Source organism: Catonella sp. (genome assembly GCF_052169795.1).
Classification (GTDB): domain Bacteria; phylum Bacillota; class Clostridia; order Lachnospirales; family Lachnospiraceae; genus Catonella.
Genome location: NZ_JBQNBU010000027.1, coordinates 1 through 12,170 on the forward strand (window position 1 = coordinate 1; position 12,170 = coordinate 12,170).

10 protein-coding genes and 1 pseudogene are annotated in these 12,170 nt (G+C 37.3%); all 11 read left to right on the plus strand.

The genetic code is table 11. The features are described from left to right. Positions 1 to 227, plus strand: a pseudogene (locus tag ACTTKP_RS05800) (hypothetical protein); the annotation flags it as partial. A 16-nt stretch (positions 228 to 243) separates the two neighbouring features. After that, a complete protein-coding gene (locus ACTTKP_RS05805) occupies positions 244 to 474 on the plus strand; it encodes a hypothetical protein (protein ID WP_442552959.1) in 231 nt (76 codons plus the stop codon). 596 nt (positions 475 to 1,070) lie between these two features. Then, entirely contained in the window at positions 1,071 to 2,048 is a 978-nt protein-coding gene (locus ACTTKP_RS05810) for an Rpn family recombination-promoting nuclease/putative transposase (protein ID WP_442552960.1), read from the plus strand. A gap of 105 nt (positions 2,049 to 2,153) precedes the next feature. Then, on the plus strand, positions 2,154 to 3,080 hold the full coding sequence (locus tag ACTTKP_RS05815; protein WP_442552961.1) for an exopolyphosphatase: 927 nt from the start codon (positions 2,154 to 2,156) through the stop codon (positions 3,078 to 3,080). Positions 3,081 to 3,194: 114 nt separating this feature from the next. Continuing rightward, positions 3,195 to 4,490, plus strand: a complete 1,296-nt coding sequence (locus ACTTKP_RS05820; protein WP_442552962.1) for a dihydroorotase — start codon at positions 3,195 to 3,197, stop codon at positions 4,488 to 4,490. Further along, positions 4,491 to 5,408 (plus strand): orotidine-5'-phosphate decarboxylase, encoded by a 918-nt coding sequence (gene pyrF / locus ACTTKP_RS05825; RefSeq protein ID WP_442552963.1) that lies wholly within the window; start codon positions 4,491 to 4,493, stop codon positions 5,406 to 5,408. A gap of 11 nt (positions 5,409 to 5,419) precedes the next feature. After that, positions 5,420 to 6,220 (plus strand): dihydroorotate dehydrogenase electron transfer subunit, encoded by an 801-nt coding sequence (locus ACTTKP_RS05830; protein ID WP_442552964.1) that lies wholly within the window; start codon positions 5,420 to 5,422, stop codon positions 6,218 to 6,220. Beyond that, complete coding sequence (locus tag ACTTKP_RS05835; protein ID WP_442552965.1) at positions 6,220 to 7,128, plus strand: dihydroorotate dehydrogenase; 909 nt, start codon at positions 6,220 to 6,222, stop codon at positions 7,126 to 7,128. The genes ACTTKP_RS05830 and ACTTKP_RS05835 overlap by 1 nt, the downstream gene beginning before the upstream one ends. A 157-nt stretch (positions 7,129 to 7,285) precedes the next feature. Next, a complete protein-coding gene (locus ACTTKP_RS05840) occupies positions 7,286 to 10,270 on the plus strand; it encodes a hypothetical protein (RefSeq protein ID WP_442552966.1) in 2,985 nt (994 codons plus the stop codon). Positions 10,271 to 10,434: 164 nt separating this feature from the next. Further along, positions 10,435 to 11,310 (plus strand): aldose 1-epimerase family protein, encoded by an 876-nt coding sequence (locus tag ACTTKP_RS05845; RefSeq protein WP_442552967.1) that lies wholly within the window; start codon positions 10,435 to 10,437, stop codon positions 11,308 to 11,310. 166 nt (positions 11,311 to 11,476) lie between these two features. After that, the gene (locus ACTTKP_RS05850; protein ID WP_442552968.1) at positions 11,477 to 12,148 is read left to right on the plus strand and encodes a phosphatase PAP2 family protein; all 672 of its coding nucleotides are present in this window, start codon (positions 11,477 to 11,479) and stop codon (positions 12,146 to 12,148) included. Positions 12,149 to 12,170 lie beyond the last annotated feature (22 nt).

Sequence of the window (12,170 nt, forward strand, 5' to 3'; positions counted from 1 at the left end):
TTGAACCGATGTTTGCAAGAATGGAAGCAAAGGCAGTAGCGAGAGGAGAAGCGATTGGAGAAGCGAGAGGAGAAGCAAGGGGAGAGAATTCTCTTGCCAGGTTAATAAGTATATTACTGTCAGAGGGTAAAAATGATATGGTTAATATAGTATTAGAGAATGAAGAGATGAGACATAGGCTGTATGAGGAGTATGGAATACAGCATCCTCTTGCCAAAATAGAGTGACAAAGGAGGAAAGAGCATGGAGAAATTTTTTGAACCGATGTTTGCAAGAGCAGAAGCGAGAGGAGAAGCAAGAGGGCAGGCAATAGGAGAAGCAAGAGGAGAAGCAAGAGGAGAAGCGAGAGGAGAGAATTTCCTAGCCAGGTTAATAAGTATATTACTGTCAGAGGGTAAAAATGATATGGTTAATATAGTATTAGAGAATGAAGAGATGAGACATAGGCTGTATGAGGAGTATGCAATAAAGTGAAGTTTTGTGACCGAATAAATAAAAGAGTGGTTAGGATTGAACAAAAGTTTGATTTATGATATACTCCCATCTTTGACACTTGCAACAATCAAAAAGGCTCTAAACCCCTTTATAATCAGGGTTTTAGAGCCTTTCTATGTGCGAAAAAAATGCAGCTATTTTTCTTCTTTTTTCATCAAAGTTAAAATTTTTTTCATATTTCTGTTTGATACAATCTCTAAGTCTGTTCTAAAACCTGAAATTTCATGCAAAGCATCAGTATGGATGAGAGTTAACTCTACTTACCTATACTGAAAGCAAGCTCTAATACAGACAAACTCAGCTAACTATTTTGATTGTTAGCTGTATTTATTTATATTGAAAGTGAACTTTAATATAGGCAATATGAGCCAATCACTAATTTTGTTTATATTGTATAATACTCACTCATATTTTTATCTAAAATGCTGATTACAAATTTTGGTAAATATAGTATAATAATACTCGTTAGTTTTGTTATATATTGATTCTGTAGTACAGTTATCAGTTCAAAAATTTAATTTTTATTTTAGTATTTCAAAAAAATTCAATTATTTAAATCCAAAGATGTAATTGCGATGGGATATGTATTGTGGAAAGGAGAAAAGTTGGGGGAGAAGGATATTTTAGAAAAGAAGTTGTTTATGTTTAATGATGTATTTGCGGAGTTTGTAAATGGTATTATGTTTGATGGGGAGGAGGTAATAAAAGAAAACGAACTGCTTGATTTATCCGGATGGAGTCGGTACAAAGGAGATGACAGTAAATTTAGGATTCAGGACAGGGATGTGGTAAAACTATGGAAGAAAGAGAATATGATAATTTCTCTAATAGGAATTGAAAATCAGGATGTGCCGGATGCAAATATGGTATTTAGAGTACTCTCATACGATGGGGCTTCTTATAGGACTCAATTAGCTGAGCAGGAAAAAAGAAAGAGAGAGCTTAGAGGAGCTGACAAAACTGATAATATATCAGGAGCAACACAGGATGTTTATCCGGTAATTACTTTTGTAATCTACTATGGTGAGAAAGAATGGAAATATGAAACAACCCTGCTAAAGAGGCTCAATATTAAGGGAGTATTTGAGAAGTATGTAAGTGATTATAAGCTTAATCTCATAGACTTGAAAAAAATGACAGAAGATGATATAAATAAATTTAAGAAAGATTTTAAGCTGATTGCTGATTATATGGTAAAAGGAAGTAACCATACGGCAGGAAACATAGAGGTAAACCATCCCGAAGAAGTAACTGAACTGATTTTAAGTCTGACAGGTGAAAAACTAACCATCCCTACAGAAGAGGACAAAGGAGGAAAGAGCATGGAGAAATTTTTTGAACCGATGTTTGCAAGAGCAGAAGCGAGAGGAGAAGCAAGAGGGCAGGCAATAGGAGAAGCAAGAGGAGAAGCAAGAGGAGAAGCGAGAGGAGAGAATTTCCTAGCCAGGTTAATAAGTATATTACTGTCAGAGGGTAAAAATGATATGGTTAATATAGTATTAGAGAATGAAGAGATGAGACATAGGCTGTATGAGGAGTATGCAATAAAGTGAAGTTTTGTGACCGAATAAATAAAAGAGTGGTTAGGATTGAACAAAAGTTTGATTTATGATATACTCCAATAACAAAGTTTGTTAATAAATATCTGGAGGGATATTATGGGAAAAATGAGATTGGTCACAAGAAGCGATTTTGACGGCCTTGTATGTGCGATGATACTTAAAGAGCTTGATATAATTGATGATATAAAATTCGTACATCCCAAAGATGTACAGGATGGCAAGGTAGATATTACTGAAAATGATATAACTACAAACTTACCGTATGACCCAAGGGTAGGTCTTGCTTTTGACCACCATGAAAGTGAGTTAAGTCGTGTAAATGCAGGTGAAGCAAGTACAAAGTTCATCATAGACGGATATGCAAAATCTGCTGCCAGAGTTGTGTATGATTATTACGGTGGAGCTGAGAGAATAACCAGAGTATCAGAGGAAATGATGGAAGCTGTAGATAAGGGCGATAGTGCTGATTTCACAGTGGATGATATTTTAGAGCCGGAAGGTTGGACTCTGCTTAACTATGTCATGGATGCAAGGACAGGTCTTGGAAGATTCCATGACTTTAAGATTTCTAACTATGACTTAATGATGGAACTTATTGACTATTGTCTCATTCACCCGATTCAGGATATTTTAGCACTTCCGGATGTAAAGGAAAGAGTAGATCTTTATTTTGAGCAGCAGGAACTTTTTAAGGCACAGCTTAAAAGACTTGTTAAGGTTGAGGGAAAGGTTGCTATTATTGATCTTAGAAATGAAGAGACAATTTATGCAGGAAATAGATTTATGGTATATGCTCTGTATCCTGATACAGAGATTTCAGTCCATGTTGCTTGGGGATTTAAAAAGCAGAATACAGCGGTTATGATTGGTAAGTCCATTGTAAATAAAGATTCTCAGGTAAATATAGGTGATATTTGTCTTGAGTATGGTGGAGGCGGTCATGCTAATGCGGGTACCTGCCAGCTTGAAAATGATAAGGTGGACTCAGAACTTCCAAAGATTATTGAAAAATTAAATAATTAGTATTTTAAAATCAAGAGAGCATCCTTAAGGGTGCTTTCTTTAAGTACCAAAGAATTATTTTGTAGTTGATAGTGTAATAATGTAAGAATATGAAAAGAAATGGGGATGATTAAAATGGGAACTTTGGTTAAAAATGGACATCTTGTAGATGTAGAAGGAGAAAGAGATGGATTATTTGACATTTTTATAAATGACGAAGGCAGGGTGGATAAGGTAGGAGAGAGAGGGAGTCTTGATTGCTATGTTACAGAAGACACAGTAGTCATAGATGCATCAGGTAAGTATGTGCTGCCCGGATTTATAGATCTTCATGTACATTTTAGAGAGCCAGGCGGAGAATATAAAGAAACGGTAAAGACAGGAAGCATGGCAGCAGCAAGAGGAGGCTATACTACAGTTGTAACAATGCCAAATACAAAACCGGTGATGGATACGGTAGAACATCTTAATTTACAGCTTGAAGCTATAAAGAAGGATGCCGTTATCAATGTGCTTCCAAGCGGAACAGTCACTATGGGGCAGGAAGGAAAGGTTCTGTCGGACATAGAAGGTATGAAAAAAGCCGGAATAGTTGCGATAAGTGAAGACGGCAAGTCTGTTATGGATGCGGAAATACTTAGAAAAGGACTTATAGAGGCAGCAAGGCTTGATATACCGTTTTTTGACCACTGTGAAGATGCAGACCTTGTAAATGGCGGAGTTATGAATGCAGGCAATAAGGCTTTGGAACTTGGTATGGCGGGCATTACCAACGAGGTAGAAGACAGCATAGCAAGGAGGGATATAGCAATAGCAGAAGAAGTGGGAGCAACTATACATCTCTGTCATTGCTCTACAAGGGATACGGTTAAGTTTGTTAAGGAAGCGAAGGAGAAGGGACTGCCTGTAAGTGCAGAAGTATGCCCTCATCACTTTACCCTTACCGATGAAGATATAGTAGAAGATGATGCAAATTTCAAGATGAATCCACCTCTTAGAAGCAGGGCAGATGTAGATGCTCTTAAGGAAGGGCTTAAGAGTGGTATTATGGGGATGATATCTACCGACCATGCTCCACATTCTAAAGAAGAAAAAGAAAAGAGTATAAAAAATGCTCCATTTGGAATAGTAGGTCTTGAAACTGCATTTGCTCTTACTGTAACTGAGCTTTTAGGTAAGTATCTTGATATGAAGAGCCTTGTGGAGAGAATGAGCCTTACTCCTGCAAAGTTACTTAAAACCGGCAGAGGTACACTTAAAGAGGGGGCGGTAGCAGACCTTGTAATAGCGGATATAGAAGAGGAGTATGTAATTGACCCTGATAAATTTGTGTCAAAGGGAAAGAATACTCCTTTTGGCGGCAAAAAAGTAAGAGGAAAAGTTTTATATACCCTATGTAACGGTAAGGTAGTATTTAAGGAGGAAAATTAAATGATAGAGAGATTAGTTGATAAAATTAGGACACTTAATGCACCTATAGTTGTAGGACTTGATCCTACACTTAATTTTGTACCGAAGTTTTTACTTGATAAGGCAATTAATGAAAAGGGAGAAACTCTTGAAGCGGCAGCTGATGCCATCTTTGCATTTAATAAGGGAATAGTAGATGCAGTTTATGATTTAATCCCTGCTGTAAAGCCACAGATAGCTATGTATGAACAGTTTGGTATACCGGGACTTATGGCATTTAAGAAAACAGTTGACTACTGTCACGAAAAGGGACTGATAGTAATAGGAGATGCTAAAAGAGGAGATATAGGCTCTACTTCTGCGGCTTATGCAGTAGCACATATTGGTAAGATAAGGGTAGGAGAGAATGAATTCACTCCGTTTGATGAGGACTTTGTCACGGTTAATCCTTATCTTGGCTCAGATGGAGTTGTGCCGTTTATAGATGAATGCAAGAAGAATGATAGGGGTTTATTTATTTTAGTAAAGACATCCAACCCGTCAAGTGGAGAATTTCAGGATCAGAAAATAGGAGAAAAGGCCCTCTACGAACTTGTAGGCAAGAAGGTTGATGAGTGGGGACTTGATACAGTTAAAGAAGGCTATAGTGATGTAGGTGCTGTAGTTGGTGCTACCTATCCGGAGATGGGAAAGGTGCTTAGGGAGATTATGCCAAAGGCCTACATCCTTGTGCCGGGCTATGGTGCACAGGGAGGAACTGCAGCGGAGCTTAAGCCTTTCTTTAATAAAGATGGACTTGGAGCCATAGTCAATTCTTCAAGAGGTATCATAGCTGCTTATAAGCAGGAAAAATATGCTGAATTTGGAGAAGAAGGCTTTGCAGAGGCTGCAAGGGCGGCAGTAATAGATATGAAAAATGATATTGCATCTATATTCTAAGGAGAAGTTTGATGGAATTTAATTCTAAAATCAGGGCTAAAATACTTGAAAATACTGAGCTTGCAGAAGATGTGTTTTCTATGTGGATAGAGACAGGAGAGATGGCAAGAACCGCTAAAACAGGTCAGTTTGTATCTCTTTATACAAGGGACGGTTCAAGGCTGTTACCACGCCCTATAAGTATTTGTGAGATTGACAGAGAAAATGAAAAGCTAAGATTGGTATACAGAATTGTAGGTGAAGGAACCGGGGAATTTGCAAAGCTTTTGCCGAATGTAGATAGTATAGAAGTGGTGGGAAGTCTGGGAAAGGGCTTCCCTGTAGATAAAACAGGAGATGCAGTGCTTCTTTTTGGTGGAGGAATAGGAATTCCTCCACTTCTTGAGGCTGCAAAAGCACTTAAGGCTAATGGAAAGAGGGCTTTAGCAATACTTGGATACAGAACTAAAGATACCTTCCTTGTGGAAGATTTTGAGAAATATGCAGAAGTTATAATAGCTACAGATGATGGAAGCCTAGGCTGTAAGGGAACTGTAATTGATGCGGCAAATGAGCTTAAAGTGGCTGAAAAATATGGGGTTACGGATATTTTTTCCTGTGGACCAATGCCTATGCTTAGAGGAGTAAAGGAATACGGAGAAAGTAGGGATATTCCTACCTATGTTTCTTTAGAGGAAAGAATGGCTTGCGGCATAGGTGTCTGTCTTGGCTGTGTCTGCGAATCTAAGGAGGTTGACCATCACAGTAATGTAACCAATAAAAGAGTTTGTAAGGATGGACCGGTATTTTTATCTACGGAGGTAATTATCTAATGGGAAATATGAGTGTAGAAATAGCCGGTGTTAAGCTTAAAAATCCGGTAATGACGGCATCAGGAACTTTCGGTTCAGGTGCAGAATTTATGGACTACATAGATTTGTCGCTGTTAGGTGGACTTACTACAAAGGGAGTTTCAGATGTACCTTGGAAGGGTAATCAGACACCTAGAGTAGCGGAAACTGCATCAGGTATGCTGAACGCAATAGGGCTTCAAAATCCGGGAATAGATGTGTTTATAAAAAGAGATTTGGAAAAACTTAAGGGTATAGATACAGTGGTTATGGCAAATGTATGTGGACATACTACCGAGGAGTATGTAGAAGTGGTAAAAAGGCTTGCTGATAACGAGGTAGTTAAGCTTCTTGAGATAAATATTTCCTGTCCGAATGTAAAAGCCGGTGGAATTACCTTTGGTACTAACCCGGATGCGGCATTTGAAGTAACCAAGGCTATTAAAAAATATGCCAAGCAGCCTGTAATTATGAAGCTTACACCGAATGTTACTGATATTACAGAGCTTGCAAAGGCTTGTGAGGCAGGAGGAGCGGATGGACTTTCTCTTATTAATACTCTTACGGGAATGAAGATAGACATACATAAGAGAAAATTTGCTCTTGCAAACAAAACAGGAGGACTTTCAGGGCCTGCAGTTAAGCCTGTAGCCATAAGAATGGTATACCAGGTAAGCAAGGCTGTAAAGCTTCCTATTATAGGTATGGGTGGAATTATGACAGGAGAGGATGCCGTAGAATTTCTTATGGCAGGTGCTACTGCGGTGAGTGTAGGTACTGCAAACTTCAATAATCCTGCAGCAAGTGTAGAGGTAGTGAAGGGAATTGAAGCCTATATGTCAAAATACAGGATAGAGGATATTAGTGAAATTATAGGATGTGTGGAGTAGAACTGCCAATAAACTGCCATAGAATTGTACCAATGACAGTAAATAAGAAAGAAAATTGTAAGAAATTACGCATAGAACTGACACAGGGGGAAATTATAATTCAATCACAAACTTAAATAAAGCTTGAATAAATAATATATGAATGTGAGGAAATAAAATGAAGAAAAAGAGTATGAATAAGGCAGTTAAGAGTCTTTCAATTATGCTTGCCCTCTCTATGGGCTTCAGTTTTGTGCCGGGATTTAATGCTGTGGAGATAGAGGCGGCAGCAAAGAGTGGAGTAGTATTACATGGAAAAACAAAAGTTTTTTCTGCAAAGAAAGGTACATCAGCCTATATAGGTGAGAAGAAGTTAGACTTTGACCTTCTTTTCAGAGGGAAAAATATTTCTAAGAAAGTTAAGTGGGTAAGTAATGATACAAGTGTAGTAACTGTAAATAAGAAAAACGGTAAACTTACTGCAAAGGGCAACGGTTCAGCAGTTATTACAGCAAAGTATAAAAATAAAAAATACAAGGCTCTTGTTAAAGTTTTCACAAGAGCAGAGAGTATGACTGTAGAGGATAACGGTACTGCTGTTACAGAAGTAAATTTAACAGAGGGTACAAGTAAAACTCTTAAGATAAACTATAAGCTTGCAGATAAGGTTGTAAAGGCGGGAGGAGTAAGTTCTACTTACAATTCTTATTTAAGTCCTGATGGCTCTGATGCAATTTCAGTAAATAAAGAGAAAGCCTCTTCAACAGAATTTACAATTACAGCTAATAAGGCCGGTGAAAGCTATATAGATATAATTGGAAGTCAGAGAAGTGCAGTTAAGGCAGCTCTCGACAGTAAGAAAGTGACTGCAAGAATTAAGGTTGTAGTTGCAAGTAAACCTGCAGAATTTACAGGCAAACAGACAGGAGCTAAGAAGATAACTGTAACAGGTCAGAATCTTACTAACAATGTAAAGGATTATGTAGTTAAGGTAGGAGCAAGTAGGAGGGATATTACAGGTGTAACTCTTAACTCCTCAGCTACAGAGGCAGTGCTTGAATTGACAGCTGATATTAATAATCTTGATTATACGGTAGAATTTGGCGGCAAGACTGTTACATTTAAGGGTGAAATGGCTAAGGCCTCAAAGATTGATGTTCCTAATAAGTATCTTGTGTTAAATGGAGATAATTCTTCGGCAGGCGGAAAGATAGAATATAGGGTTACAAATCAGTTCGGTGAAGATATTACAAAGACTGTAAGTGGGCTGAATGTAAATATTTCTATAGGTAAGGGCATAGTAAATCCTGCTAAGGGATGTATAGATGTTACCGGTATGTCAGCTAATCTTCCGCTGAAGACAAATGTTAGTATGAATATTAACAAAACAGATTCAGTTAATTTCCTGACAGAAACTTTCAACCTGACCCTTGAAGCTAAGTCTAAGGCAAGTGCAGTAACAGTTAAGGGAGTATACAGCAATAATACAAAGAAACCTTATAGTTTAGCAGTGAATAATGCTGCGGAGAATGCTGCAGCAAGGCTTCTTGTGGAAGTAAAGGATCAGTATGGAAGAAGAATGAATTCAACTGAGGGAGTAAATATAGTCGCAATGGCAGGACTCACAGGTCTTGGAATTGATCAGACCAAGGTTTACAGTGATTTGATTGAAGTTGATGGAGTAGATTATGTTGCAATTCCTTTTACAGGAACCAATGCCGTTAAGTCAGGAAGTGTAACTATAAGGCTTTTGGCAATTTATGGTCAAAATGGAAGCAATACTGCTGAAACAACCATTAATATATCGGGTGTGAAGCAGGTATCTAAGTTCAGTGTAATACCGCCTAGTGAAGTATATGCAGGTGAGGTGGCATATTTTAATTATACAGCTACAAATGATGCGGGACAGTCCGTAACAGACTATGCTACACTTAGTGATACAAGTTATGGTGTAAGGCTTCCGGAGGCATTTTCTTGGGAGAATACAGCTAACGGTACTGCAAGGCTTAAATATGATTCTAAAAAAGATAATATAGTCAAAAATATAACTTGGGGTTCCGGAATAACGCAGATGCAGTCAACAGGATTGTTTACTGTTGCAGCAAACCTGCAGCCTGTTCAGGTATCGTTTGTGGTATATATGCCGGCAAGTCCTACAACTATAAGGAATCTTACATTAGATGGGGTTCTTCCGGGAGGAATTACAGAAAATGTGCTTCCAAAAGTAAAGGTAGCTGATGATAAGGGAAGAGAACTTACAGATCTTTCAGGAATGTCAGCGTATTATCTTGGAGTTAAGAAAAAGAGTGGTGGCACAATATTTACTACAGTAGCTGCAGGAGCGTCTGTAGGAACAGCAGATACAGGTGTACAGCTTTTCAAACTCAGTGACTTAAAATCAGCTTCTCTTAAGTTTAAGGCAAGTGCAGCAGCAGTTACAGGTTATGAAACAGAGGAATTTACCTTTGCTATTTATAAGGATGTGACAGGAACAAATAAGGTAGCAGGTTCTGAAATAAATGTAAGGATGACAGTAGCAGAATTGAAAAATCTTACAAGTTTTAACATAGTACTGCCGGATGCATTATACAGTTCAGATTCAAATACAGGATATGACAATATAACTCCTGTTGTTACAGGTAAGGCATCAGACGGTACAGCGGTACAGCTTGGAAGCGAAAACTTCACTCTGAGAGATGTGGAGGGCGTTGTAGAGGGAAACAGGATTGTTCCAAGTAAGGTTAAGGAAAAGGCTAAAAGAGGAGATTTTACCGATAAGATAACTGCAATTGTAAATGATGGTAAGGGTACAGAAGTATCCAAGACAGTTACAATTTCAGCTAAGGCTCCGGCAGTTACCAAGGTGGAGGCAAGGAGTGCAGAACTAAGTTTGGCTAATTTTACATTTAATGGTATCAGAGATGCACTTGTTATAAGTGACCAGTATACCTCAGAGGCAAATGGAGTTTCACCTTCGAGTGAGGCTGATAAGAACAGTCTTTATGGTGTTAGATTGGTGTCTTCTTCATCAAATAAAATCAAGGCTGATTGGAATAATACACCTAAGGTTGTATTTAGTGGTGCAGCAGCCGGAGACATGGTAAATATTGAAGTACTGTTTGAAAGTGGAGTTAAAGGAACATTTAGCTTTACATTAAAATAAAGATAGTTGGTGGTTAGTTATAAAAAAGTCATGGGAGAAATAAAACTCCCATGACTTTTTTTATCTTATAATGTCTATTGTACACACTTTTTTGTTATAAGGTATTGATTAAATTTAAGGCTGAATGTAAACTAAATATAAAAACATATTTGGAGGAGAAGATTATGTGTTACAAATTAAGAAATGAATTTTTAGAAATAGCTATAGCAGATAAGGGTGCAGAGCTTGTTTCGGTTAAAGATATGAAAGGAAAGGAATATCTCTGGCAGGGTGATGCTAAATACTGGGGGCGTAGATCTCCGATTCTTTTTCCTTTTATAGGTAGGTTAAAAAATAAAGAGTTCATATATGAAGGTAAAAAATATCCTATGGAGCAGCATGGCTTTGCGAGAGATATGATATTTACCTGTGTAGATGAGAGAAATAATGAAATATGGTTTGAAATAGAAGATAATGAAGATACATACAGAATATACCCCTTTCATTTTTCACTTAAAATAGGTTATAGGCTTTGTGAGAATAAGATTGAAGTATTGTGGGAAGTAGATAATAAGGGTGATAAGACTATGTATTTTAATATAGGAGCACATCCGGGATTTAATTGTCCTATAGATGGGGAAGAGGGGAAGGAAGGCTATTCTTTGGAATTTAATTCCTGTGGCAATCCTAAACATTATGGGGCAGATAATCAAACAGGCTTAAGGCTTTCCGAACTTAAAGAATTACAGCTTGAAAATGGCAGAAGCATAATTACAAAAGAATATTTTGATGAAACTACCTATATTTTTGAGGACAGGCAGGTATCTGAAGTGTCTTTAATTAAGCCGGATGGTAAAAAATATGTTACGGTAAGCTTTGATATGCCTATACTTGCAATTTGGTCTTTGGAGAAAGCTAATGCACCTTTTGTATGCATTGAGCCATGGTTTGGCCGCTGTGACAGGGCTGAGTTTGAGGGAGAACTTTCTGAAAGAGATTGCAATATAGTGCTTGAAGCCGGTGAAAAATTTAACAATTCATATAAGATAGAGATTAATTAGTTAAACTCTTATTATAAAAGTTGTAAGGAAATTCTTATTATTCTGTAAGAACTCTTAGGTACAATATATTGATGAAACTTGATTGTATTATCTATATAGAAGGTTTGATTTTGGTATAGGAATATGAGGAGAGTATCAAAATATTATAATATAGAAAGGTTTTTTAATGGAGAAAAAATCAATAACTATTGTACCTAAGATAATGATTATTCCGCTGTTTCTTTCTTTGTCATGGAACATGGTAGCATATTATGGCTCGAGGATATTTACAACAGACTGGCATCACATAAATGCTGAGATATTGCCGGATACTATGGTACCTTTTTTACCGTGGACTGTATCCATATATTTGAGCTGTTATATATTTTGGATGGCTAATTATATAATTGGTGTCAGACAGGACAGGAAAGAAGCATTCAGACTTATAAGTGCCGATTTCTTTGCAAAAACAATCTGTCTGCTATGCTTCCTTATTTTTCCGACAACTAATATAAGACCTGAAGTAGGAAATGAGGGATTGTGGAATTACTTAATGAATTATGTATATGAAAGTGATGCTGCTGATAATTTATTTCCTTCAATTCACTGCCTTACAAGTTGGTTCTGCTATATAGCAGTAAGAAAAAATAAGAGCATTCCAAAACCTTATCTTATGTTTTCTTTGTTTTATGCGATAAGTGTGTGTATATCAACATTGACAACCAAGCAGCATGTTCTAATTGATGTAATTGGTGGAATAGGACTTGCAGAAGGCAGCTATTTTATAGTACAATATGGTTTTGCAGGAATATATGAAAAATTGATTATGAGATTAAACAGATTATTGAAGTTGGTTTAAGAGAGATTTGGTGAAGGGAGTA

What these genes read in the sequence shown, in the direction of transcription:
- ACTTKP_RS05830 (WP_442552964.1), top strand. Translation starts at nt 5,420, where the DNA reads ATGGAATTTAATTCTAAAATCAGGGCTAAAATACTTGAAAATACTGAG.
- ACTTKP_RS05820 (WP_442552962.1), top strand. Translation starts at nt 3,195, where the DNA reads ATGGGAACTTTGGTTAAAAATGGACATCTTGTAGATGTAGAAGGAGAA.
- ACTTKP_RS05835 (WP_442552965.1), top strand. Translation starts at nt 6,220, where the DNA reads ATGGGAAATATGAGTGTAGAAATAGCCGGTGTTAAGCTTAAAAATCCG.
- ACTTKP_RS05810 (WP_442552960.1), top strand. Translation starts at nt 1,071, where the DNA reads ATGGGATATGTATTGTGGAAAGGAGAAAAGTTGGGGGAGAAGGATATT.
- ACTTKP_RS05845 (WP_442552967.1), top strand. Translation starts at nt 10,435, where the DNA reads ATGTGTTACAAATTAAGAAATGAATTTTTAGAAATAGCTATAGCAGAT.
- ACTTKP_RS05840 (WP_442552966.1), top strand. Translation starts at nt 7,286, where the DNA reads ATGAAGAAAAAGAGTATGAATAAGGCAGTTAAGAGTCTTTCAATTATG.
- ACTTKP_RS05850 (WP_442552968.1), top strand. Translation starts at nt 11,477, where the DNA reads ATGGAGAAAAAATCAATAACTATTGTACCTAAGATAATGATTATTCCG.
- ACTTKP_RS05805 (WP_442552959.1), top strand. Translation starts at nt 244, where the DNA reads ATGGAGAAATTTTTTGAACCGATGTTTGCAAGAGCAGAAGCGAGAGGA.
- pyrF (WP_442552963.1), top strand. Translation starts at nt 4,491, where the DNA reads ATGATAGAGAGATTAGTTGATAAAATTAGGACACTTAATGCACCTATA.
- ACTTKP_RS05815 (WP_442552961.1), top strand. Translation starts at nt 2,154, where the DNA reads ATGGGAAAAATGAGATTGGTCACAAGAAGCGATTTTGACGGCCTTGTA.